Origin of the sequence: Consotaella aegiceratis, assembly GCF_036541425.1 — a bacterium.
GTDB classification, from domain to species: Bacteria; Pseudomonadota; Alphaproteobacteria; order Rhizobiales; family Rhizobiaceae; genus Consotaella; species Consotaella aegiceratis.
On the sequence record NZ_JAZHFT010000006.1, the window covers coordinates 69,433 to 92,585 of the forward strand.

Here is a 23,153-nt window from a genome sequence, read left to right on the forward strand (position 1 = left end):
CCGCTTCGCACACGCCAGGAGAGTGATTGCGACCTCGATCGGTCGCCCGGCCGTCCCCAGTCCCATCATCCTCGTGAACGCAGGACAGACCGATGATCGTCTATCTGATCCGCCGGCTGGTTTCGGCGATCGCCCTGATCTTCGTGGTGAGCATGGTGTCCTTCGTGCTCATCCAGGCACCGCCGGGCGACTATGCCTCGACGCTGAAGGCGACCGCCATCAGCCGTGGCGGCATGAGCGAGACGGACGCCGAAAAGATGGCCCAGCAGGCGCGGGTCCGGCTCGGCCTCGATCAGCCCCTGCCGATCCAGTACGCGCGCTGGATCAAGGGCATCGTGACGCACGGCGATTTCGGCCCGTCCTTCATCCACAACCGGCCGGCCGCGGACGTGATCGGCGAACGGCTCTGGTGGACGCTCGGCATCGCCATCGCCTGCCATCTGCTGGCCACCGTCATCGGCGTTTCGCTGGGCATCTTCGCCGCAGTCAACCAGCACCGCCTGGGCGATACGGCCGCGACGGTCTTCGCCTTTCTGGGGATGACCATCCCGCGCTTCTTCATGGCCCTCGTCGTACTCTATTTCCTCGCCTTCGTGGTGCGCTCGCCCCATATCGGCTCGCTGTTTTCCGCCAACTACGTGTTCGCGCCCTGGTCCTTCGCCCGATTCTGGGATCTGGTGCTCCACATCTGGCCGATCGTGGTGATCGCCGCGCTCGGCGGGCTCGCCTACAATCTGCGCGTCATGCGCTCCAACCTCCTCGACGTGCTGCGCCAACCCTTCATCGAGGCGGCGCGCGCCAAGGGACTGCCCGAGCGCAAGGTGATCCTGAAGCACGCCGTGCCCAACGCCCTGCACCCGCTCGTCATGTATCAGGGGGTAATCATGCCCTACATGGTGTCGGGCGAGCTCGAGACCGCCATCATTCTGTCGATCCCGACGATCGGCCCGCTGATGTACCAGTCGCTGATCCAGCAGGACATCTACGTCACCGCCAGCATCTTCATGCTGCTCGCCGTCATCCTGGTCGTCGGCAATTTCCTGGCCGACGTGCTGTTGGCGCTGATCGATCCTCGTATCCGGCAGGGAGCCAGCTGATGTCGCTTGCCCCCCAGACCGAACCGACGCCGGAAACGGAGGATTTCCACGACGCCGACGGCCTGCTCGTCGATCTCGCGCCCGACGTCCGTTCGCTCAGCTTCAGCGGCCTGGTCTGGCGCCGCTTCCGGCGCAACAAGGTGGGCATGACCGGCGCCGCCCTGGTGTTCCTGCTGCTCTTCACCGCGATCTTCGCCGATTTCCTGTCGCCCTACGATCCGAGCGCCCGCAATCGCGACGCCATCTACCAGCCGCCGCAGGCACCCCATTTCTTCTCCGACGACGGGTTTCAGTTGGTCCCCTATACCCATCCGGTGTCGATCGAGCTCGATCCCGAGACCTTTCTCTTGGTGCCGACCGTCGACACCGGGACACGCTGCACCCCCGAGTTCCTCGGCCACGGCTGGCGCTACGAGTTTCTGGGGCTGACCATGGATCGGCATCTGTTGACCGCCTCGCCCTCCTGTCCATGGTTCCTGCTCGGCACCGACCGCGACGGTCGCGACATGCTGTCCCGCCTCGTCGTCGGCAGCCAACTGACGCTGACGATGGCGGCGATCGTCGTCACCATCGCGGTGCTGATCGGCACGACGATCGGCATCATCTCTGGCTATTTCGGCGGCCAGGTCGATCATTGGCTGCAGCGCGTCGTGGAATTCATCCTCGCCCTGCCGGAGCTGCCGCTTTACTTCGCGCTGGTGGTGGTGATCCCTCGCCAGGCCGATCCGATCGCCGTGTTCTTCGCGCTCGCCGGCATTCTGTCCGTCATCAAATGGGCGCAGCTCGCCCGCGAGGTGCGCGGCAAGACGATGTCGGTGGTTCGCCTGGACTACATCACCGCCGCCGAGGCGCTGGGCGTGCGCACCCCACGGCTGATCCGCCGGCATATCCTGCCCAACGTGCTCAGCCACGTCATCGTCGCCACCACGCTGATGATCCCGACCGTGATCCTGCTCGAGAGCTTCCTGTCGTTTCTCGGCATCGGCGTGCGCGCTCCGCTGGTCTCCTGGGGTCTGCTCCTCAACGCCGCACAGGATCTCCAGAACCTCGGTTCTTATCCATGGGTGCTGAGCCCGGTCGGCACGATCCTGGTGGCGGTGCTCGGCTTCAACATGCTGGGTGACGCGCTGCGCGATGCCATAGATCCGTACAATTCGTGAGGACGACGATGAGCCAATCGGCCGACCAGCCTCTTCTGTCCGTCCAGGACCTGTCGGTGACGTTCAAGCTGCAGGACCAGACCGTGCGCGCCGTCGACGGCGTATCGTTCCACGTGAAACAGGGCGAGACGCTGGCGATCGTCGGCGAGTCGGGTTCCGGCAAGTCGGTCAGCGCCCGCGCCATCATGAAGCTTCTGCCCCGCACCGCCGAGATCGGCCGGGACAGCCGCATCCTGTTTGCCGGCACACGCATCGACACGCACCGCGACAAGCAGATGCTGGCTATCCGCGGCAACCGCATCGCGATGATCTTCCAAGAGCCGATGTCGTCGCTGAACCCGATCTACAGGATCGGCAGCCAGCTTGCCGAAACGATCATGCTGCACCAGCGGCTGACCAAGAAGCAGGCCCTGGCGCGCGCCCTCGACCTGTTGAAGCAGGTGCGCATTCCCGAGCCGGAGGCCCGGCTGGAGCAATATCCGCATCAGCTGTCGGGAGGGCAGCGCCAGCGCGTGATGATCGCCATGGCGATCGCCAACGAGCAGGAACTGCTCATCGCCGACGAGCCGACCACGGCCCTCGACGTCACGGTCCAGGCCGAGATCCTGAAGCTCATCCGCCAGCTTCAGGACGACTACCGCATGGGTGTCATCCTGATCACCCACGACCTCACCATCGTCGAAAAGGTCACCGACCGCGTCGCCGTCATGCGGCTCGGCAAGATCGTCGAGACCAACACGACGCCGGCTCTCTTCAAAGCGCCGCGGCACGGCTACACCCGCAAGCTGATCGCCTCGGAACCGCACGGTATGCCCGACCCCATTCAGCCGGACGCACCCATCCTCCTGAAGACCGACAAGCTGCGCGTCGTCTACAATCTGTCCTGGGGCGGCTTCTTCAAGCGCCAGACCAGCGAACTGACCGCCGTCAACGACATCGATGTTCACGTGCGGCGCGGTGAGACGCTGGGCATCGTCGGCGAGTCGGGCTCCGGCAAGTCGACGCTGGGCAAGGCGATCCTGCGGCTCGTCCACAATGACGGCGGAACGATCGCCTTCGAAGACGACCGGCTGGAGAAAAAGACCAAGGCGGAGATGCGGCCCTACCGCTCGCATCTGCAGATCGTTTTCCAGGACCCGTTCTCCTCGCTCAATCCACGCCTGTCGGTGCGCGACACGATCGAGGAGGGGCTGATCGTCAACGGTATCGGCGAGGGAGCGAAGGACCGGCTGGCGCGGGTGCGCCAGGCGCTGTCCGACGTCGGGCTCGATCCCAATGTGCTCAACCGCTATCCGCACGAGTTCTCCGGCGGGCAGCGGCAGAGGATCGCCATTGCTCGCGCGGTCGCGCTGCAGCCGGAGTTCATCCTGCTCGACGAACCGACGTCGGCGCTCGATCTGTCCGTCCAGGCCCAGATCATCGAGCTCCTGCGCGGCCTGCAGAGCCGCTACGGCCTGACCTATCTCTTCATCAGCCACGACCTGAAGGTAGTTCGCGCGCTCTGCCATCGCATCGTCGTCATGTCCCAAGGCCAAGTCGTCGAAGCCGGCGACACGGCGGACGTGATGGACCATCCTCAACAGGACTACACACGGCGGCTCATCCGTGCGGCGATCGAGGTTCAGGCCTGAGACCCGCCACAATGACGCCCGCCGCCTCCCAAGCTCTTCTCAATAAGGCATAGGCCCATGACCAAGATTGCCATGATCGGCGCCGGCTCCACGGTATTCATGAAGAACCTCCTCGGCGACATGCTGCAGGAGCCGCTGCTGGCGAACACCACGGTGGCGCTCATGGACATCGACGAGCATCGTCTGGAGACCTCCAAGCTCGTCGCCCAGAAGGTGGCCGAAGCGGTCGGTGCGCGGCCGATAATCGAGGCGACGACCGACCGTCGCCAGGCGCTTGACGGCGCCGACTACGTCGTCCTGATGATCCAGGTGGCCGGCTACAAGCCCGGCACCGTCACCGATTTCGAGATTCCGAAGAAATACGGCTTGCGCCAGACCATCGCCGACACGCTCGGCATCGGCGGCATCATGCGCGGCCTGCGCACCGCCCCGGTGCTGATCGAGATCGCCAAGGAGATGCGAGAGCTCTGCCCCAACGCGCTGATGCTGCAATACGTCAACCCGATGGCGATGAACTGCTGGGCGCTGTCGCGGTTCGTACCCGAAGTACGCACCGTCGGCCTTTGCCATTCGGTGCAGGGCACCGCCGAGCAGCTCGCCACGGATATCGGCGTGCCGATCGAGGAGATCCGCTATTTCTGCGCCGGCATCAATCACATGGCGTTTTATCTGAAGTTCGAGCGTCAACGCGCCGACGGGACGACGGAAGACCTCTATCCGAAGATCCGCCAGGTCTACGACGACGGCCGCGTGCCCGATTGGAACCGCGTGCGCTACGAGGTTCTGCGCCACTTCAATTATTTCGTCACCGAATCGTCCGAGCATTTCTCGGAATATGTGCCCTGGTTCATCAAACGGACGAAGCCCGAGCTGATCGATCGCTTCAACATCCCGCTCGACGAATACATCCGCCGCTGCGAGGAGCAGATCGCCAAGTGGAACAGCCAGGAACAGGCGCTGCTCTCGGGCGGCGCGCTCGAGATCAAGCGCACCCACGAATATGCCGCGCGCATCGTCGTGGCCGAGCTCACCGGCAAGCCGACGGTGATCAACGGCAACGTCGCCAATGACGGATTGATCGAGAACCTGCCGTACGGCGCCTGCGTCGAGGTCCCCTGCCTCATCGACCACAATGGCATTCAGCCGATCCGCGTCGGCAAGCTGCCGGTTGAACTCGCCGCGCTGATGCAGACCAACGTCAACGTCCAGGCGCTCGTCGTGGAAGCCTTGGAAAGCGGGCGGCGCGATCACGTCAAGCAAGCGGCCATGCTCGATCCGCACACGGCGGCGGAGCTGTCGATGGAGGAAATCGCCAACCTGGTCGACGATCTCATCGCCGCTCACAAGGGCTGGCTGCCGATGCTGAAGTAGACGGGACCGTCAAAGCCCAGGCATGGCTCCTCGCGCTCCGCGCGAGGATGACGATCTCCATACAGGGGCGCGCGCGAACGGATTTTCGCGGCGGCCAGCATCAGAGTCGGGAGAGACCCGGCCTCCGGAAAGGGCCGGCTTCTTCCTTTCGGCACCGAATCAAAAGGCGCTTAGTCCAATTCACCCGTAGTCGCGCACGCCAAAAATCGCCGAGCCGACCCGCACGCTGGTGGCCCCGAAGGCGATCGCCGTTTCGAAGTCGCCCGACATGCCCATCGACAGCTTCTCGACGCCCGCCTCCTCGGCGAGCTTGGCGAGAAGCGCGAAATGGGGTCCCGGGGCCTGATCGAAGGGCGGAATGCACATCAACCCTTCGATGGCGAGACCATGCTCGGTACGGCATCGCTCGACGAAGGCGACCGCATCGCCCGGCATGATGCCCGCCTTCTGCGGCTCCTCGCCGATGTTCACCTGGACATAGAGCCTGGGACGCCGCCCCTGCTTGGCCATCTCGGCGGCGATCGTCCCGGCGATCTTGTCGCGGTCGATCGATTCGATGACGTCGAACAGCGCCACGGCATCGGCGCTCTTGTTCGACTGCAGCGGCCCGATAAGACGCAACTCGACGTCGTCAAAGCGCTCCTTCAGCGCCGGCCACTTGCCCTTGGCCTCCTGCACCTTGTTCTCGCCGAAGACACGCTGGCCGGCCTCGAGCACCGGCAGGATCGCCTCCGCATCGAAGGTCTTGGAGACCGCCACCAACTGAACGGAGCCGGCCGTCCGCTTGGCTGCCTCGACGGCCTCGTCGATCCGCGCCTTGACGTCGGCCAGACCCTGGACGGCAGTTTCCATCTTGTTTCTCCTGCGACGCCGCGCTCATGAGACGCGATCCCATGTTGACGCTTCGCCTTAAGCCGTGTTGAACACGGAGCCACGATGATGCGGCGCATCGGACTGCGCCGGCTATGTGAAAGACCCGCCAAACATGGCTAGCGAACGTTACAACCCGAAAGCAAGCGAGCCGCGCTGGCAGGCAGCCTGGAACGAGGCCAGGCTGTTTGAGACCGACACCGAAGCGCCCGGCCAGAAGTACTACGTCCTGGAGATGTTTCCATACCCCTCCGGACGCATTCACATGGGTCACGTGCGCAACTACACGATGGGCGACGTGGTCGCGCGCTATCGCCGCGCCAGGGGCTACAACGTGCTCCATCCGATGGGTTGGGACGCTTTCGGCATGCCGGCCGAGAATGCGGCCATGCAGAACAAGGTCCATCCTCGCGCGTGGACCTACGACAACATCGACACCATGCGCCGACAGCTGAAGTCGATGGGTCTGTCGCTCGACTGGAGCAAGGAATTCGCCACCTGCGACGTGGACTACTACCACTGCCAGCAGATGCTGTTCCTGGATTTCCTGGACAAAGGCCTGGCCTATCGTAAGAAGTCCAAGGTCAACTGGGACCCGGTCGACCAGACCGTGCTCGCCAACGAACAGGTGATCGATGGTCGCGGCTGGCGCTCGGGCGCGCTGGTGGAAAGCCGCGAGCTGACCCAGTGGTTCTTCAAGATCACCGACTATGCCGAGGACCTGCTTCAAGCGCTGGACGAGCTCGACCAGTGGCCGGACAAGGTCCGCCTGATGCAGAAGAACTGGATCGGCAAGTCGGAGGGCCTGTCGCTGCGCTGGCCGCTGGCCTCCGGTACGGCACCGGCCGGCTTCGACGAGCTGACCGTGTTCACGACGCGGCCGGACACGCTGTTCGGCGCCTCGTTCCTGGCGGTCGCCGCCGACCATCCGTTGGCCCAGGCCGCCGCCGAAGGAAATCCGGATCTTGCCGCCTTCATCGAGGAATGCCGCCATACCGGCACTTCGGCCGAGGCCATCGAAAAGGCCGAGAAGAAAGGCTTCGACACCGGCATAAAGGCGGTTCATCCCTTCGACCCGGACTGGACGCTTCCGGTCTACGTCGCCAATTTCGTGCTGATGGAATACGGCACTGGCGCCATCTTCGGCTGCCCGGCGCACGATCAGCGCGACCTCGACTTCGCGCGCGCCCACGGCCTGCCGGTGACGCCGGTCGTCCTGCCGCCCGACGCCGAAGCGGCTAGCTTCACCATCGGAACCGAAGCCTATGTCGGCGACGGCACGATCATCAATTCGCGCTTCCTGGACGGCCTGTCGCCGGCCCAGGGCTTCGAGACCGTGGCCGACCAACTGACGGCGACCGAACTCGGCGGCAAGCCGCAGGCCGAGCGGCAGGTGAACTATCGCCTGCGTGACTGGGGCATCTCGCGCCAGCGCTATTGGGGCTGCCCGATCCCGGTTCTGCATTGCGAAAGCTGCGGCGTCGTGCCGGAGGCACGCGCGAACCTGCCGGTCAAGCTGCCAGACGACATCGACTTCGAGAAGCCGGGCAACCCGCTCGACCGCCATCCGACCTGGCGCAACGCCACCTGCCCGAAGTGCGGCGGGCCGGCCTTGCGCGAAACCGACACGATGGACACCTTCGTCGATTCCTCCTGGTATCCGAACCGCTTCACGGCGCCTCATGCGCCGACGCCGACGGTGCCGGCGATCGCCGACGCCTGGATGCCGGTCGACCTCTATATCGGCGGCATCGAGCACGCGATCCTGCATCTGCTCTATTCGCGCTTCTTCACGCGCGCCATGAAGGCGACCGGACATACCGAGCGCCGGGAACCGTTCACGGGACTGTTCACCCAGGGCATGGTGGTCCACGAGACCTATCGCGACGGCCGCGAATGGGTGCCGCCGATCGACGTCTCGATCGAGGACATGGACGGCGTTCGCCGTGCCAAGCGCCTGTCGACCGGCGCCCTCATCGAGATCGGCGCCATCGAGAAGATGTCGAAGTCGAAGAAGAACGTGGTCGACCCCGACGACATCATCGCGTCCTACGGCGCCGATACGGCGCGCTTTTTCATGCTGTCCGATTCGCCGCCGGATCGCGACGTGATCTGGACCGAGGCCGGCGTCGAGGGTGCCCACCGCTTCGTGCAGCGGCTGTGGCGCCTGGTCGCCGACACCGCGCCGAAGCTCAAGGCCGATGCGGGCGACGGTGTAGACGATGCCGTGGCTACGGATATCCGTAAGGCTTCACACCGTGCTGTCGCAGGGGTTGGCGACGATATCGAGCGGCTAGCCTTCAACAAGGCGGTGGCTCGCCTGTACGAATTGGTCAATACGCTGGCCGGTCCTCTGGCGGCTCTCGATGCCGACAGCCCATCCGGTCGCCATGCCGCGGCGCGTGAGGCCGTGTCGATGCTGGTGCGTCTGGTGGCGCCGATGATGCCGCATCTCGCCGAAGAGTGCTGGCGCGCGTCGGGCGAGGACGGCCTGGTTGCCGCCGCGCCGTGGCCCGAGGCCGATCCGGCGCTTCTGAGGGACGACGCGATCACCTTGCCCGTCCAGATCAACGGCAAGAAGCGCGGCGATCTCACCGTGGCAGCGGATGCGGAAAAGTCGGCTGTGGAGAATTCGGCGTTGGCTCTCGACTTCGTACGGGAAGCGCTGGCCGGGCGCACGCCGAAACGGGTGGTGGTCGTGCCGGGAAGGATCGTCAATGTCGTCGTTTGAGTTCATGAGTCGGCGAGCCGTTCTCGCCGCCGGCTTCGCTGCTCTCGTGGGGCTGGCCGGCTGTACCAGCGGCCCTCTCTATGGCACCTCGGATAATGGCGTCATGGCGCCCGGCATGGCGGTGCCCTTGCGTGGCCGCATTGCCGTGGCGCCGGTCGATACCCGCACCTCACAGATCGTCCGCAATCGGCTCATTTTTCTGCTGAACGGCGGGCAGGCGGTCGTCGATCCGCTGTACGAGGCGCGTCTCTCCGTGAAAGGTGCCGAAAGCGGCGTTTCCATCGAGGGCGGATCGGGGGTTCCCACCGCTAAGATCTACAATATGACGGCAACCTATCGTCTGATCCGACTTTCCGACGGCAAGCAGGTCGCTCGTGGCATCCAAAGCGTCATGATCCCTTATGACTTGCCCAAATCGGGCGGGCGGTCGCAGCGCTTTGCCGCGGAACGGGCCGCCATCGACGCACGCCAACAGGCCGGCGAAGAGGCGGCCGCCAAGGTCGAGCTGGCGCTTATGGCCGCCATTCGGCGCGAGCAAGGCTGACCGGAGCCTCATCCCTGAAACCGAGACTCCTGTCCGGGATCGCGGGCATGCGGGATCTCGCAGTATGGAGCGGCGAGGCGTCCGACAGGACTTACGCACGGTGGGTATGCTGTGGGGGCTCCGTTTCCGCGGCGATTTCAATGAGGGCGACCCATGGCACAAAAACGGGCTGGTGACGTCGATGCCTTCATCGCCAAGCCCGATTTCAGCACGCCGATCATCCTGATCTACGGCCCCGATGCCGGGCTCGTTTCCGAACGAGCGGAGCGTCTGGCGGCCGCCTCGGGCGCTGATTTGAACGATCCTTTCGCAACGGTCGTGTTGGCGGCGGACGATCTCGAAAAGGATGTCGGCCGGCTCTACGACGAGGCGCGAACGGTGCCGATGTTCGGGGGCCGGCGTCTAATCCGGGTGCGCGGCGGAAGTTCGGGCAAGGCTCTGGCGGAGGCCGTCGGCGAACTGGCCGCCGGGCCATCGGCAGATGCCGTCGTGATCATCGAGGCCGGCGATCTGCGCAAGAACGCGCCGCTCCGCATGGCTGCCGAACGTGCCGGAGGAGCGATGGCGCTGCCGTGCTATCAGGACGAGGCGCGCTCGCTCGAACGGATGATCGACGAAGAGCTGCGCGCCAACGGCCTGACCATCGAAAAGCCCGCGCGCGATCTGCTGCGGTCGCGTCTCGGCGCCGACCGGATGGCGTCGCGTGGCGAGATCGTCAAGCTGTGTCTCTATGCTTACGGCAAGGAGACCATCGACGAGGCGGATGTGGACGTGGTCGTCGGCGACGTGTCGTCGGAAACCGTGGACGAGATCGTCGATGCGGCCGCCGGGGGCGAAGTCCGCAAGTTGCCGCATCTCATGAACCGCTTGGTGGCGTCGGGCACGCCGCCCTTTCTCCTCCTGCAGGCGTTGATGCGCCATTTTCAGGCGCTGCAGCTGTCGCGCCAGGCGATCGAGCGCGCCGGCGAGCCGATCGGTCGCGTCGTTGACCGCCGCCGGCCGCATTTTCGGCGGCGCGCGGCCCTGGAGACAGCGCTCGGGCTTTGGACGCTCGATACCCTTGGCGAGGCCCTGGTGGCGATCGAAAAGGCGATCCTGCAAAGCCGGACAGCCGCAGCGCTCGGCGACGTCGTGATCCGGCAGACCGTCCTGGATCTCGCCGTGAAGGCCGCCCGCCTCCGACTACGCGGACGCCGCTGAGCGACCCATTGGAATCTGATGCCTTTGCCGGCCGGGGTGGCGGCCAGCCGATCTACTGGCGCCGCCTTGCCGTTTCCGCGGCTTGATGCGCCTGAAGCAACCGGCAGATCTCGTCCAGCTCGTCCAGGCTGCGATAGGCGATGCGAATGTCGCCGCCATCGCCGGCGATCCGAATCGACACGGCCATGCCGAGCGCGTCGCTCAAAAGGCGTTCGAGCGCGGCCGTATCGCTGTCCTTGGGCTGGTCGGTTCGGGAACCGCGACGCTTACGCGGAGAAGCGGGGCTGTCCGAGGCGTCGCGGGCCAACTTTTCAGCCTCCCGCACCGTCAGCCCACGCGAGACGATCTCGCGAGCGAATTCGCCGGGATCGTCGACGGTCACCGCGGTGCGAGCGTGCCCGGCCGACAGATCGCCACGCACGATCATGTCCTGAACCTCCTGGGGCAGTTTCAGGAGGCGCAGCGTGTTGGCCACGTGGCTGCGGCTCTTGCCCAGCACCTCGGCCAGATCGGACTGCGTATAGCCGTGCTCCTGCACCAACATCTGATAGCCGCGCGCCTCTTCCACCGCGTTCAGATCGGTGCGCTGGACGTTTTCGATGATGGCGATTTCCAGGGACTGCCTGTCGGTGAATTCGCGCACCAGAACAGGAACCTCGGAAAGCCCGGCCAAGCGGGACGCCCTGAAGCGGCGCTCGCCGGCCACGATCTCGAACCGATCCGGATCCTCGGCCGGGCGTACCAGGATCGGCTGGACAACGCCATGCGCCTTCACCGATGCCGCAAGATCGGCCAGATCTGCCGGATCGAAGGTCCGGCGTGGATTGCGCGGGTTCGGAATGATCCGATCGATCGGCAGCATCCGTTCGGTCGCCGGACGAGCCGGCGTTCCCTCCTTGGCCTCGAAGCGCGCCGAAAACCCTTCGCCGTTTCCGCCGATGAGCGAGGCCAGCCCGCGCCCCAATCGCTGCCGAGACCTGTCTTCGTTCATCGTGCGCCCTCTTTGCCATTCGAGAGCGGCAAGACCCGCGCCGCCCGCTTGCCAGATCGATAATCCAGTCTCTGTTCGTCCATTCCGATCACGCCGCCAATTGCCGCTCACGCTGAATCAGCTCCGATGCCAACCGGATATAGGCCTGCGATCCCGCGCATTTCATGTCGTAAAGAATGGCCGGCTTGCCGAAGGACGGCGCTTCGGACACCCGCACGTTGCGGGGTATGATGGTTTCATAGACGTGGTCGCCCATATAGGCGCGCACGTCATGCACGACCTGGCTTGCCAGATTGTTGCGTCCGTCGAACATGGTCAGCACGATGCCATGGAGATCGAGACCGGGATTCAAGCTGTCGCGCACCTGCTCCACGGTCTGCAGCAGCTGGCTAAGGCCTTCGAGCGCGAAGAATTCGCATTGCAGCGGAACGAGAATGGAATTCGCCGCCGCCATGGCGTTGACGGTCAACAGATTCAGCGACGGCGGACAGTCGATCAACACATAGTCGAAATGGGCGACTCCCATGGCGTGGGCGTGAAGCGCGTCGCGCAACCGGTAGGCGCGATCCTGCACCGACGAGATCTCCATCTCGACGCCAAGCAGGTCCATCGTTGATGGGATGATCGACAGGTTCGGCACCACGGTCGCCTTGGCGGCTTCGCTGATCGTCGCGTCCTGCACGAGGACATCGTACGAGGAGACGAGACGGTCTTCGCGATCGATGCCGAGACCTGTCGAAGCATTGCCTTGCGGGTCGAGATCGATCAGCAGGACGCGCTTCTCGACAGCCGCCAGAGCCGTCGCGAGATTGATCGCGGTGGTCGTCTTGCCGACGCCGCCTTTTTGATTGGCGAGAGTGATCACTCGCATTCGGTTTCGCGGCGTCCCATCCATGGCTCCGCTCCTGTCGATGACCCGCCGGCAAGTTCAGCAGGCCGCGACCTCTTCGCTCGCCGCCTAACCGCCGTCCCGAACCGGTGAGATATCTCTGATCTCCAGAATCACCGCCTCGTTTTCCACGTCTGATTGGTGCTTTACCATGGTGAATCGCCAATGGGCAGACGCCTCGGCAATTTCCTGTTCATGACCGCGCCCCTTGGGAAAAAAACACGGGATGTCCGGCGGCAGATGGCGCCAGACCAACGAGAACAGGGTTTCCAGCGAGGCCAAGGCCCGGGCGCTGACGGCCTCAGCATTTTCGAAGAGGGCGCCACAATCCTCCACTCGCGCCGCATGAACCTGGCCACGGATATCCGCGGCGTCGAGGGCGGCACGCAAAAACGCCGCCTTCTTGCCGTTGCTTTCCACAAGGTCTACCGAGCCGCCACGCTCTGCATTCATGATACCGAGAACGACGCCCGGAAATCCACCGCCCGAGCCAAGGTCGAGCCAATGCTTGGGAGCGGACGCCACTCGCCACAGGCCCAACGAGTCGGCCACGTGACGCGACCAGATCTGGGGAACCGTCGAAGGGGCGATCAGATTCGTTTGACGCTGCCAATGGAGCAGCAAATCGACGTATCGATCCAGACGCTCACCTGTTTCACGTGAAACCGCTGAGAGCACGGCCGCCCGTTCAGCGGGCCCGAGACCAAGCTCTTGGTTCAAGGCCAAAGGCCGAAACTGCTTACGCCGCATTTCGGCCTTCGGTCTTGCGAACAGCAACCAGGATCAAAGCGAGCGCGGCAGGGGTCATGCCGTCGATCGACTGAGCGTCGGCAAGACTCCTTGGCTGGCGTCTGCTCAATTTTTGCCGCAACTCATGAGAGAGGCCGGGAAGGGCCGTATAGTCGAAATCGATTGGAATGGCTCGCGCTTCATCGCGCTGCAGGCGGATCTGATCCCGGCGTTGGCGGTCCAGATAGACGTCATAAGCCGCTTCGATTTCGATCCGCTCCCGAATCGAGCCCTGTAGGTTGGCCAGTTCCGACCAAATCACGGCAAGCCGATCCAAAGTCATTTCGGGCTGCGACAGCAGTTGCCAAGCCGAACGCGGCCGGCCGTCCTGATTGACAGGCAATCCTCGTCGGGCGGCAGCGGCAGGCGTGATGGTCTTGCCCTCCAGAAGCTCGCGGACCTGGTTCAAAGCCGTTTCGCTGTCGGCGAAAACGCCTTGACGCTCCGACCCGACAATGCCCAGCTCCTGGCCCAGCGGCGTCAGGCGCCGGTCGGCATTGTCGGCGCGCAACGAAAGCCGGAACTCCGCGCGCGACGTGAACATACGATAGGGCTCGGACACCCCGGTTCGCGTCAGATCGTCGACCATGACGCCAAGATAGGCGAGCGTCCGACTGATCGTTACGGGCTCGAATCCACCAGCGCGGCGTGCCGCGTTCAGCCCCGCCAGCAGGCCCTGGGCGGCCGCCTCCTCATAGCCGGTGGTTCCGTTGATCTGACCGGCGAGGAAAAGGCCCTCGACCCGACGGACCTCCAGAGACGGATACAACTGGCGCGGATCGACGTGATCATATTCGATGGCATAGCCGTGGCGAAGGATCTCGACCCTCTCCAGCCCGGGGATCGAGCGCAGATAGGCCTCCTGCACATCCTCCGGCAGCGAAGTCGACAGCCCGTTGGGATAGATTGTGTGGTCGTCCAGACCTTCGGGCTCGAGGAAGATCTGGTGACCGTCGCGATCGCCGAATTTGACGATCTTGTCTTCGATCGACGGACAATAGCGCGGCCCCGTCCCGGCAATCTGCCCCGAATAAAGCGCAGAGCGTTGGAGGTTCTCCCGGATGATCCGGTGCGTTTCCGGCGTGGTGCGGGTGATGCCGCAATCGATCTGCGGATTGGTGATCCGTGCCGTCAGATAGGAAAAGGGAACCGGCTGGTCGTCGGGCTTCTGTCGATCGAGTCCGGCCCAATCTATGGTTCTGCCATCGAGCCGGGCCGGCGTCCCCGTCTTCAACCGCCCCAGCGCCAAGCCGAGACGCGACAGGGTTCCCGACAGGCCGATCGATGGATCCTCGCCGATGCGACCGGCCGGGATCTTGCGCTCGCCGATATGGATGAGGCCGCGCAGAAACGTTCCGGTGGTCAAAACCGCCGCGCCGCAGGCGAGCGTCCTCCCACTGCCGAAGCGCACTCCAGAGATCTTTCCGCCGGCGTCGAAGAGCAGATCGTCGACATCGCCCTCGACGACGGTCAAATTCGGATGTTCGGCGATGGCGGCCTGCATCGCCCGGGCATAGAGCTTGCGGTCGGCTTGCGTCCGCGGGCCGCGCACGGCCGGCCCCTTGCGCCGGTTGAGCAACCGGAACTGGATGCCGGCGGCATCGGCCACACGACCCATGAGGCCGTCCAGCGCGTCGACTTCGCGCACCAGATGGCCTTTACCGATCCCACCGATGGCCGGATTGCAGGACATCGCGCCAATGGTGTCGAAACGATGCGTGACGAGGGCCGTGCGCGCTCCGGCGCGCGCGGCGGCGCTCGCTGCCTCGCATCCCGCGTGGCCGCCGCCGATCACCACGACATCGAAGGAATCAATGGGTTCTGTCACCATGGTCGAGCGTTAAGCCCAGTGGAGGACGCGCTGTCAACGGCTCGGCGGCTCTGGAGGCCTCTCAGAGCCCCATCGAGCTACTTCAGCGGGTCGTGGCCCCAATTCATCAGCGAGTAGCGCCAGCGCGTCGTCGTGACGTCGCGGGCGGGCCGCTGAGCCAGATGCCGACGGACATAGCCGACGACCTTCACCATGTGATCGTAGTCGGCATCGGAAAGGTCGGATTTCTTTTTTCGCAACATCTCGGCGATCCGTCGACCGGACTGGTGGCCGACGGATTCGGTCTCGCCCTTCCTGGTCCAGCCGACCGAGTGGCTCTCCTTCGTTTCGAGCCATCGCTCGATCTCGACCGCGGTCATGTTGACCGCATCGCGGAACTCGGCCGCGACCGCTTCATGACCTTTCTTCTCGACGCTCATCACTTCCCTCGTGTCCGTCTTCGGGTCCCGGATTTCTTTCGCAGCGAAATCCGTCGTCACCGGGAGCTAGGACGGCATCGCTATTTTCCGATGCAGAACTCGCCAAAGATGACGTCGAGCACGTCCTCCACGCCGACACGGCCGGTCAAAGCGCCCAGCCGATCGGAGACGCGACGCAGCGTCTCGGCGGCTATTTCCTCCGGCTGCTCGGGCTCGCTCAGAACGGTGTCAAGCTGATGCAGCGCATCCGCCACGATGTCCCGATGCCGCAGACGCAACGGAATCAGGTCGCCGGCATCGCCGACCGCTTCCGCGGCCAGCGCGGCAATCCGGTCGACAAGCGGCTGCAATCCTTCGCCCGTCTTCGTCGAAATCGCCATATCGAAGAAGCGTCCGGGCGCGCTTTCAGCAGCGAGGTCGCTTTTGCTACGGATCCGAATCGATGTCGGATCGCTCGTTTGTCGCTCGCCGTGTTTCACGTGAGTCAGGCCGATGTCTTGCGGATCGGCGCCGAGGCCGTCGTCAAGCAGAAGCACGAGATGAGCCTGGTCGATGGCCTGGCGCGCCCGATCCATCCCCAGCGCCTCGATTCGATCGCCGGTCTCGCGCAGGCCGGCAGTGTCGAAGATGCGAACCGGAAGGCCGCCGAGATCAAGCATCACCTCGAGAACGTCGCGGGTCGTGCCGGGGACGTCCGAGACGATCGCCACATCGCGCAACGCCAGCGCATTGAGCAGGCTCGACTTGCCGACATTGGGTCGCCCGGCGATCGCCACACGGAAACCGGACCGAACGATCTCGCCGCGTTGCGCGCCCGCAAGGTGACGGCGCATCTCTTCGGCGAGAGATTGCGTCTCGCCATGAACCGAAGCTGCGACGCCTTCGCCCACATCGCCCTCGTCGGCGAAATCGAACGACGCTTCGAGCATGGCGCGAGCGTGGGTCAGACGCCGCATCCAACCCTCATAGAGATCACGCAGAACTCCATCGGATTGAGCCACGGCGGCGGCACGCTGGGCCTCGGTCTGGGCGGACAGAAGATCGGCCAGCCCCTCGGCCTCGGTCAGGTCGAGGCGCCCATTCTCGAATGCCCGGCGCGTGAATTCGCCGGCCTCGGCCAGCCGCACGTCCGGGAGGGTCGTCGCCGCCATGACACAGGCGTCGACGACGGCGCGGCCGCCGTGGAGATGGATCTCCGCCAGATCCTCTCCCGTGACGCTGCCGGGACCCGGAAAGAACAGGACAAGACCGTGGTCGATCGTTGCGCCGGCAATATTGCGGATCCGCCGCAGGCTGGCCCGCCTTGGCTCCGGCAGTTTGCCGGCAAGCGCAGCGAGCACCAGGCCCGCCTTCGGACCGCTGATCCGAACCACGGCGATGCCCGCCGGCAAGCTGCCGGACGACAGCGCGACGATCGTTTCTTCTTCCATTGGCCTATCCGTTGCCTTGCCGCGGAGGAAAATGAAGCCCCAACGAACCTTCTGCGTTAGGCTGTCGAGAGAGAAAAGGCCAGAGCATGACCAACGCACCCCCGACGACCGCCAACCAGCTCGCCGAAGCGCTCAGTCCCTACCTGCAGCAGCACAAGGACAATCCCGTTCATTGGCGCGAATGGTCCGATGTTGCTCTTGCCGAAGCGCGGGACCTCGACCGGCCGATCCTGCTTTCCGTCGGCTATGCCGCCTGCCATTGGTGCCACGTCATGGCCCATGAGAGCTTCGACGACGAAGCCGTGGCCGATGTGATGAACAGGCTCTTCGTCAACATCAAGGTGGACCGCGAGGAACGGCCGGACATCGACCATCTCTATATGGCCGCGCTCCACGCCATGGGCGAACAGGGGGGCTGGCCGATGACGATGTTTCTCACCCCCGACGGTCGACCCTTCTGGGGCGGAACCTATTTTCCGAAGCAGGCGAGCCATGGCCGGCCCGGCTTCGTCCAGGTACTGGAAGCGATCGGCAAGGCCTGGATCGAGCAACGCGGCGAGATCGAGCAGAGCGGCGGCACCTTTGCCAGGCATCTGGAAGCCACCCTCTCGCAGACCGATACGCCAGGAGCGATCCCAGACGCCCCGATCGACAGCCTGGCGCCTGCTATCTTCGAGGCGATCGATCAAAAGCGCGGCGGGCTGCGTGGCGCGCCCAAATTCCCGAACGCCCCCTACATGGAAATCATCGCGCGATCGGCTTTCCCGGCCGGCCCGTCGGATCATCGCGCCGCATTTCTGACGACGCTCGACGCACTGTGCAATGGCGGCATTTACGACCATGTCGGCGGTGGACTGCACCGCTATTCGACCGATGCGCGCTGGCTCGTGCCGCATTTCGAAAAGATGCTCTACGACAACGCCCAGTTCCTGCGTCATCTCGCCTGGGGTTGGCGTGCCACCGGCCGGCTGTTGTTTCGGAGCCGAGTCGATCAGACGATCTCCTGGCTGCAGCGCGAGATGATGGTAGACGGCGGTGGATTCGCCGCGTCGCTGGATGCTGACAGCCTGGACGCAAGCGGCCATCCGGAGGAGGGCGCATTTTATGTCTGGACAAAAGGCGAGATCGAGGCCGCCCTTGGCGATCGAGCCGCCGCCTTCCTAGACGCTTATGAGGTGACGAACCGCGGCAACTGGGAGGGCCGTTCAATCCTGCATCGCCTGCATCCAGGAGGCGCAGGGAGCGATGACCACTCGTCCGAGCTCGACGCCTTGCGCTTCCTTCGCGCAAAGCGTGCGCATCCCGGGCGCGACGACAAGGTTCTCGCCGACTGGAACGGCATGACGATCCGCGCACTTGCCGAAGCGGCCATGGCGTTCGACCATCGAGAGGCCCTCGTCCTTGCCGAAAACGCCTTTGCCTTCGTCATGTCGGCAATGACCCGAGACGGCCGGCTCCATCATGTCTGGCGCGACGGCCGATGTGCCGGACTGGCCCTGTCCTCGGACTTCGGCGCGCTCATCGCGGCTGCCGTGTTTCTCTTCGCGGCGACGGGCAAGACCGGCTATCTCGATCATGCCGAAGAGCTGGCGAATGGCCTCGACCGATGGCACGGCGATGGCCAGGGCGGTTTTTTTCTCACCGCGTCCGACGCGTCGGACGTCATCGTCCGTCCGCGCGGCGACCGCGACGACGCGATCCCTGGCGGAACCGCGCTGACAATCGATGCGCTCGCGCTGTTGGCCCAGGCAACTGGCGCTCCGGCGGCCTACGAGCGGGCGCGCCGCGCCGCAGAATCGGCGATCGGTCGCATCGCCGCGAACCTCGGCGGTTCGCCTGCCGTCGTCTGCGCGCTGGATCGGGTCCAGCACGCGTCCGAGCTTGCCCTGTTGGGATCCAATGCGGACACGGAGTTCGGCAAGATGGTTTCGGCGGCGAATCGATGGCCTGATCTCAATCGCCTCGATTTGCGACTGGACGATCCGACTGTGCTCCCGGTCGACGCACCGTTGCGATCCGCGCCTGCGAAACGGCCCACCGCCCTTCTCTGCTATGATCGGGCCTGCATGCCGCCGGTGTCGACCGCCGACGCTCTCGACGATCTGTTCGCGCGCGCCGTCGACTGGCGCACGCCCCCGATCAGCTGACGTCGATCAACGCCGCGCCGGTTGCCTGAAGCAGGGCCTGCGGCGCAATCGGAAAGACATGAAACGGTGTGCCGGCCGCCGCCCATACCGTCTCGAAGCGTAGCAGCGCTTCATCCATGAAGGTCGCCAGAGAACCGCTTGCACCAAAGGGCGAGACGCCACCGATGGCAAAGCCGGTGGCCGAGCGGACGAAATCGGCATCGGGCCGGACCAGCCTTTCGCCCAGCCGCGCGGCCATCGCCTTTTCATTGACCCGATTCGAACCGGACACGAGCAAAAGATAGGGCGCATCACTGTCGCGCCCCTTGAAAATCAGCGATTTGACGATCTGGCCCACCGAGGCGCCGACCGCCAGCGCCGCCTCCTCGGCCGAGCGGGCGGTCGTGTCGGTGCGCACGATGGCGAGGTCCAGCCCCTTGGACTTGGCGTCCGCCAAGACGCGCGTTACGGGTTGCGGCAGGTCCTGATCCATCGCTCGCTTGCCTATCCTCATCAGCGCGCTTTGGCGCGATTGCAGCCCTACAAGGCGACGTCAGTCACCTGAAACAAAAAGAGCGGTCCGATCTCATTCGACCGGACCGCTCAGCAATGATCGTTATTTGCCAATTCCACTCGCCGGACAGCGCGACATCAACGCCGCTCTTCTCCTGCGGTCAGGTGTTCATGGAATCGAAGAAGTCGCCGTTCGTCTTGGTCTGCTTCAGCTTGTCGATCAGGAACTCGATGGCGTCGGTCGTGCCCATCGGCGACAGGATACGACGCAGCACGAAGATCTTCTGCAGGTCGGCGCGCGGCACCAGGAGGTCTTCCTTGCGCGTGCCGGACTTCAGGATGTCCATCGACGGATAGATGCGCTTGTCGGCCACCTTGCGGTCGAGCACGATTTCGGAGTTCCCGGTGCCCTTGAACTCTTCGAAGATGACCTCGTCCATGCGGCTGCCGGTATCGATCAGGGCCGTGGCGATGATCGTCAGGGATCCGCCCTCCTCGATGTTGCGCGCCGCGCCGAAGAAGCGCTTCGGGCGCTGCAGGGCGTTGGCGTCGACACCGCCGGTGAGCACCTTGCCGGACGACGGCACCACGGTGTTGTAGGCGCGACCCAGGCGGGTGATCGAGTCGAGCAGGATAACGACGTCGCGGCCGTGCTCGACGAGCCGCTTGGCTTTCTCGATGACCATCTCGGCGACCTGGACGTGGCGCGTCGCCGGCTCGTCGAAGGTCGAAGACACGACCTCGCCACGCACCGAGCGCTGCATGTCGGTCACTTCTTCCGGACGCTCGTCGATCAGAAGAACGATCAGATAGCATTCCGGATGATTGGCGGTGATGGAGTGGGCGATGTTCTGAAGGAGAACCGTCTTACCGGTTCTGGGCGGCGCCACGATCAGGCCGCGCTGACCCTTGCCGAGAGGCGCGATGAGGTCGATGACGCGCGCCGACAGATCCTTGCTGGTGGGGTTCTCGAGTTCCATCCGGAACCGCTCGTTCGGATAGAGCGGCGTCAGGTTGTCGAAGTGGCTCTTGTGCCGGATCTTCTCCGGATCGTCGAAATTGATGGTGTTGACCTTAAGAAGAGCGAAGTAGCGTTCGCCCTCCTTGGGACTGCGGATCGGACCCTCGACGGTATCGCCGGTTTTCAGCGAAAAGCGGCGAATCTGCGATGGCGAGATATAGATGTCGTCGGGGCCCGGCAGGTAGTTGGCTTCCGGCGAACGCAGAAAACCGAAACCATCCTGCAAGATCTCGACCACGCCCTCGCCGATGATTTCCACGTCTTGGGCAGCAAGACGTTTCAGGATCGCGAACATCAGTTCCTGCTTGCGCAGCACCGATGCGTTCTCGACCTCGTTTTCCTCGGCGAACTCGATCAGTTCCGGCGCGGTCTTGTTCTTCAGGTCCTGAAGTTTCATTTCGGGCATATGGCTTGGCTCCGTCCCGGACGGGACATGACAGCGAATTGTTTGGAGAAACAGCCGAGCACAGGTCTACTCGGTTAAACACGAGGCGGAGACGTCTATTGTCCACCCGCGCTGGCAACGGCAGGATTTGCCGGCATATAGACCGTCATGCTTGCCTGCGCAAGGGCATAGACAAGAAGACGCAGGTCGAAAGGCGGCCTCGATCGTTCGATCCGAGGCCGCCTTCGACACCTGCCATAGATGTGATCGTCAGAACGGTTTTACAACCACCAGGATGACGATGAGGATCATCAAAACCGTCGGCACCTCGTTCATGATGCGCCAATATTTCGACGACCGCGTGTTGGCGTCCCGCGCAAAGCGCTTGCGCGCCGCCGACAGAAAGCCGTGATAGCCGGACATGAGCAGCACCAGGAAGATCTTGGTATGCAGCCAGCCGACGCCCGGGTCGTACTGCAGATACATGAACCAGGCGAGCCACAGCCCGCTCACCCAGGTCGCGATCATGGCCGGATTGATGATCAGCCTGAGAAGCTTGTCCTCCATCACCTTGAAGGTCTCGGATTGGGGCGTCCCCGGCCCGGCTTCGGTGTGATAGACGTAGAGGCGGGGCAAGTAGAACAGCCCGGCCATCCATGAAATCAGCGAGACGATATGGAATGCCTTGATCCAGAGATCGGGCAGGTCCGAGGTCACCATTGCGAGCCCGACGATCGCGAGAGCGAAGACGAACGCAATCAAAATGCCCTTCATGGCGGTTCCCTTACGCAGCAAAGCTCGAATGTCTCTAAATGGCGCGGCGCGTCGATGGAACCCTTGCGCTGCATCAAGGCGAAGGCTCCGCTGTGACGGGCCACCGTTTTGTGGATAGGCCCGACTTCAAGTCTGCGGACTCTCGCTCTCAGCCGCGGACGCGCCTCAGCAAGGCCTCGACATGGGCGATCGGCGCCTCGGGCGTGATGCCATGGCCAAGATTGAAGATCAGCGGTCCCGATCCCAGTCGCTCGAGGATCCGGTCGACGCCGTCCTCGAGAGCCCGCCCGCCGGCGATCAAGCGCAGCGGATCGAGATTGCCCTGCACGGGACCGCCCGACTGAAGCTCGGCCGCCAGCGGCAGCGGCACCGTCCAATCCAGGCCGATCGCATCGACGCCCGTCTCGCGCCGGTAGCGGGACAACATCCCGGCCGCTCCCTTGGCAAAGCCGATGATCCTGGCATTCGGCACGACGGATCGAATCTTGTCGACGATGCGCCGCGTCGGCGCGATCACCCAGGCAGCGAACGCGGCATCGTCGAGCGCGCCGGCCCAGCTGTCGAAGATCTGCACGCAGTCCGCACCGGCCTGCAGTTGCCGAACCAGATAGTCTGCCGTCATGTCGGCGAGAAGCGCCAGCAGCCGCTCCATCGCCTCGGGATGACGATAGCCGAACAGCCGTCCAGGCGCTTGGTCCGGCGTGCCTCGCCCGGCGATCATGTAGGTCGCCAGTGTCCAGGGCGCCCCGGCAAAGCCGATCAGCGTCGTCTCATCGGGAAGCTCTCGACGCAGCCGCGCCACGGTCTCGATGACCGGCGCCAGTTTCTCGCCGGCCGGGGAAGGATCGAGCCGATCGATGTCCTCGACGGAGACCGGCGTCAGGCGCGGCCCTTCGCCCTGGACAAAGTGCAGTCCCCGGTCGAGCGCGTCGGGGATCACCAGAATGTCGGAAAACAGGATCGCGGCGTCAAAGCCGAAACGCCGGATCGGCTGAAGCGTCACCTCCACCGCCAGATCGGGCGTGTAGCACAGCTCGAGGAAACCACCGGCCTTGGTCCGCGTCTCGCGGTATTCCGGCAGATAGCGTCCGGCCTGCCGCATGAGCCAGACGGGGGGAGGAAAGACGCTCTCGCCTTCGAGCACCCGGACGAGTTTGCGCGTCGTCATGCCGTTGGGGCTCCTCTTCAATAAAGAAATTCTTAAAGGAAAGAGATTCTGATTCTTTGACTCGGTGGATAGCCGGATTCCACAGCGATCGGAAGACCAGTGAAGGCGCCCCTGCCGGTAGATGGAACAGACTGGCCGATGTCACCTGTCTTGATAACATCGAGCAGAGTCCCGACAGAGTGCTGTCATCATTTGCCTTTTTGCGGCTCCGGG

19 protein-coding genes are annotated in these 23,153 nt (G+C 64.3%); 8 read left to right on the plus strand and 11 right to left on the minus strand.

What is annotated here, in order from left to right; genetic code table 11:
* Positions 1-92: 92 nt before the first annotated feature.
* The 4 genes from SMD10_RS06385 to SMD10_RS06400 are packed head-to-tail and all read left to right on the plus strand — an operon-like array spanning position 93 to position 5,259.
* A complete protein-coding gene (locus SMD10_RS06385; protein ID WP_331684830.1) occupies positions 93-1,097 on the plus strand; it encodes an ABC transporter permease in 1,005 nt (334 codons plus the stop codon).
* Complete coding sequence (locus SMD10_RS06390; protein ID WP_331684831.1) at positions 1,097-2,257, plus strand: ABC transporter permease; 1,161 nt, start codon at positions 1,097-1,099, stop codon at positions 2,255-2,257. Before SMD10_RS06385 ends, SMD10_RS06390 begins: the two co-directional genes overlap by 1 nt.
* An 8-nt stretch (positions 2,258-2,265) precedes the next feature.
* The gene (locus tag SMD10_RS06395) at positions 2,266-3,888 is read left to right on the plus strand and encodes an ABC transporter ATP-binding protein (protein ID WP_331684832.1); all 1,623 of its coding nucleotides are present in this window, start codon (positions 2,266-2,268) and stop codon (positions 3,886-3,888) included.
* A gap of 57 nt (positions 3,889-3,945) precedes the next feature.
* A complete protein-coding gene (locus tag SMD10_RS06400; RefSeq protein ID WP_331684833.1) occupies positions 3,946-5,259 on the plus strand; it encodes an alpha-glucosidase/alpha-galactosidase in 1,314 nt (437 codons plus the stop codon).
* 180 nt (positions 5,260-5,439) lie between these two features.
* Here the strand turns inward: SMD10_RS06400 and SMD10_RS06405 are convergent, their stop codons facing one another.
* A complete protein-coding gene (locus tag SMD10_RS06405; protein WP_331684834.1) occupies positions 5,440-6,111 on the minus strand; it encodes a YggS family pyridoxal phosphate-dependent enzyme in 672 nt (223 codons plus the stop codon).
* 133 nt (positions 6,112-6,244) lie between these two features.
* Between SMD10_RS06405 and leuS the strand changes: the two genes are divergently transcribed.
* The 3 genes from leuS (at position 6,245) to holA (ending at position 10,604) form a co-directional block, all read left to right on the plus strand.
* Positions 6,245-8,860, plus strand: a complete 2,616-nt coding sequence (gene leuS / locus SMD10_RS06410; protein WP_331684835.1) for a leucine--tRNA ligase — start codon at positions 6,245-6,247, stop codon at positions 8,858-8,860.
* Positions 8,847-9,404, plus strand: a complete 558-nt coding sequence (locus tag SMD10_RS06415) for a hypothetical protein (RefSeq protein WP_331684836.1) — start codon at positions 8,847-8,849, stop codon at positions 9,402-9,404. Before leuS ends, SMD10_RS06415 begins: the two co-directional genes overlap by 14 nt.
* Positions 9,405-9,557: 153 nt before the next feature.
* Positions 9,558-10,604 (plus strand): DNA polymerase III subunit delta, encoded by a 1,047-nt coding sequence (gene holA, locus SMD10_RS06420; RefSeq protein ID WP_331684837.1) that lies wholly within the window; start codon positions 9,558-9,560, stop codon positions 10,602-10,604.
* A gap of 52 nt (positions 10,605-10,656) precedes the next feature.
* Here the strand turns inward: holA and SMD10_RS06425 are convergent, their stop codons facing one another.
* The 6 genes from SMD10_RS06425 to mnmE form a co-directional block, all read right to left on the minus strand.
* Entirely contained in the window at positions 10,657-11,595 is a 939-nt protein-coding gene (locus SMD10_RS06425; RefSeq protein ID WP_331684838.1) for a ParB/RepB/Spo0J family partition protein, read from the minus strand.
* Between the two features lie 88 nt (positions 11,596-11,683).
* Positions 11,684-12,466 carry a ParA family protein gene (locus SMD10_RS06430; protein ID WP_331684839.1) on the minus strand — a complete coding sequence of 261 codons (783 nt, stop codon included), beginning with the start codon at positions 12,464-12,466 and terminating at the stop codon, positions 11,684-11,686.
* 87 nt (positions 12,467-12,553) lie between these two features.
* Positions 12,554-13,234 (minus strand): 16S rRNA (guanine(527)-N(7))-methyltransferase RsmG, encoded by a 681-nt coding sequence (gene rsmG, locus SMD10_RS06435; protein WP_331684840.1) that lies wholly within the window; start codon positions 13,232-13,234, stop codon positions 12,554-12,556.
* The gene (gene mnmG / locus SMD10_RS06440; RefSeq protein ID WP_331684841.1) at positions 13,224-15,104 is read right to left on the minus strand and encodes a tRNA uridine-5-carboxymethylaminomethyl(34) synthesis enzyme MnmG; all 1,881 of its coding nucleotides are present in this window, start codon (positions 15,102-15,104) and stop codon (positions 13,224-13,226) included. Before mnmG ends, rsmG begins: the two co-directional genes overlap by 11 nt.
* Before the next feature lie 77 nt (positions 15,105-15,181).
* On the minus strand, positions 15,182-15,523 hold the full coding sequence (locus SMD10_RS06445) for a DUF3140 domain-containing protein (RefSeq protein WP_331684842.1): 342 nt from the start codon (positions 15,521-15,523) through the stop codon (positions 15,182-15,184).
* An 80-nt stretch (positions 15,524-15,603) separates the two neighbouring features.
* A complete protein-coding gene (gene mnmE, locus SMD10_RS06450; RefSeq protein ID WP_331684843.1) occupies positions 15,604-16,953 on the minus strand; it encodes a tRNA uridine-5-carboxymethylaminomethyl(34) synthesis GTPase MnmE in 1,350 nt (449 codons plus the stop codon).
* An 86-nt stretch (positions 16,954-17,039) separates the two neighbouring features.
* Between mnmE and SMD10_RS06455 the strand changes: the two genes are divergently transcribed.
* On the plus strand, positions 17,040-19,100 hold the full coding sequence (locus SMD10_RS06455) for a thioredoxin domain-containing protein (RefSeq protein WP_331684844.1): 2,061 nt from the start codon (positions 17,040-17,042) through the stop codon (positions 19,098-19,100).
* Here the strand turns inward: SMD10_RS06455 and SMD10_RS06460 are convergent.
* The 4 genes from SMD10_RS06460 to hemE all read right to left on the minus strand — a co-directional run bounded on the left by SMD10_RS06460 (position 19,093) and on the right by hemE (position 22,940).
* Positions 19,093-19,572, minus strand: a complete 480-nt coding sequence (locus tag SMD10_RS06460) for a YbaK/EbsC family protein (protein WP_331684845.1) — start codon at positions 19,570-19,572, stop codon at positions 19,093-19,095. The two genes, SMD10_RS06455 and SMD10_RS06460, sit on opposite strands and share 8 nt — an antisense overlap.
* A gap of 181 nt (positions 19,573-19,753) precedes the next feature.
* Complete coding sequence (gene rho / locus SMD10_RS06465) at positions 19,754-21,019, minus strand: transcription termination factor Rho (RefSeq protein ID WP_331684846.1); 1,266 nt, start codon at positions 21,017-21,019, stop codon at positions 19,754-19,756.
* A 249-nt stretch (positions 21,020-21,268) separates the two neighbouring features.
* The gene (hemJ, locus tag SMD10_RS06470) at positions 21,269-21,772 is read right to left on the minus strand and encodes a protoporphyrinogen oxidase HemJ (RefSeq protein ID WP_331684847.1); all 504 of its coding nucleotides are present in this window, start codon (positions 21,770-21,772) and stop codon (positions 21,269-21,271) included.
* 148 nt (positions 21,773-21,920) lie between these two features.
* Positions 21,921-22,940: a uroporphyrinogen decarboxylase gene (gene hemE, locus SMD10_RS06475; RefSeq protein ID WP_331684848.1), complete on the minus strand. Its 1,020-nt coding sequence runs from the start codon at positions 22,938-22,940 to the stop codon at positions 21,921-21,923.
* Between the last annotated feature and the right edge of the window lie 213 nt (positions 22,941-23,153).

Bases quoted from the DNA above. Each gene is read 5' to 3' on its own strand.
- holA (WP_331684837.1), top strand. From the start codon at position 9,558: ATGGCACAAAAACGGGCTGGTGACGTCGATGCCTTCATCGCCAAGCCC.
- SMD10_RS06415 (WP_331684836.1), top strand. From the start codon at position 8,847: ATGTCGTCGTTTGAGTTCATGAGTCGGCGAGCCGTTCTCGCCGCCGGC.
- mnmE (WP_331684843.1), bottom strand. From the start codon at position 16,953: ATGGAAGAAGAAACGATCGTCGCGCTGTCGTCCGGCAGCTTGCCGGCG.
- SMD10_RS06425 (WP_331684838.1), bottom strand. From the start codon at position 11,595: ATGAACGAAGACAGGTCTCGGCAGCGATTGGGGCGCGGGCTGGCCTCG.
- SMD10_RS06390 (WP_331684831.1), top strand. From the start codon at position 1,097: ATGTCGCTTGCCCCCCAGACCGAACCGACGCCGGAAACGGAGGATTTC.
- hemE (WP_331684848.1), bottom strand. From the start codon at position 22,940: ATGACGACGCGCAAACTCGTCCGGGTGCTCGAAGGCGAGAGCGTCTTT.
- hemJ (WP_331684847.1), bottom strand. From the start codon at position 21,772: ATGAAGGGCATTTTGATTGCGTTCGTCTTCGCTCTCGCGATCGTCGGG.
- leuS (WP_331684835.1), top strand. From the start codon at position 6,245: ATGGCTAGCGAACGTTACAACCCGAAAGCAAGCGAGCCGCGCTGGCAG.
- SMD10_RS06385 (WP_331684830.1), top strand. From the start codon at position 93: ATGATCGTCTATCTGATCCGCCGGCTGGTTTCGGCGATCGCCCTGATC.
- SMD10_RS06445 (WP_331684842.1), bottom strand. From the start codon at position 15,523: ATGAGCGTCGAGAAGAAAGGTCATGAAGCGGTCGCGGCCGAGTTCCGC.
- SMD10_RS06460 (WP_331684845.1), bottom strand. From the start codon at position 19,572: ATGGATCAGGACCTGCCGCAACCCGTAACGCGCGTCTTGGCGGACGCC.
- SMD10_RS06430 (WP_331684839.1), bottom strand. From the start codon at position 12,466: ATGCGAGTGATCACTCTCGCCAATCAAAAAGGCGGCGTCGGCAAGACG.
- rsmG (WP_331684840.1), bottom strand. From the start codon at position 13,234: ATGCGGCGTAAGCAGTTTCGGCCTTTGGCCTTGAACCAAGAGCTTGGT.
- SMD10_RS06405 (WP_331684834.1), bottom strand. From the start codon at position 6,111: ATGGAAACTGCCGTCCAGGGTCTGGCCGACGTCAAGGCGCGGATCGAC.
- mnmG (WP_331684841.1), bottom strand. From the start codon at position 15,104: ATGGTGACAGAACCCATTGATTCCTTCGATGTCGTGGTGATCGGCGGC.
- rho (WP_331684846.1), bottom strand. From the start codon at position 21,019: ATGCCCGAAATGAAACTTCAGGACCTGAAGAACAAGACCGCGCCGGAA.
- SMD10_RS06395 (WP_331684832.1), top strand. From the start codon at position 2,266: ATGAGCCAATCGGCCGACCAGCCTCTTCTGTCCGTCCAGGACCTGTCG.
- SMD10_RS06400 (WP_331684833.1), top strand. From the start codon at position 3,946: ATGACCAAGATTGCCATGATCGGCGCCGGCTCCACGGTATTCATGAAG.
- SMD10_RS06455 (WP_331684844.1), top strand. From the start codon at position 17,040: ATGACCAACGCACCCCCGACGACCGCCAACCAGCTCGCCGAAGCGCTC.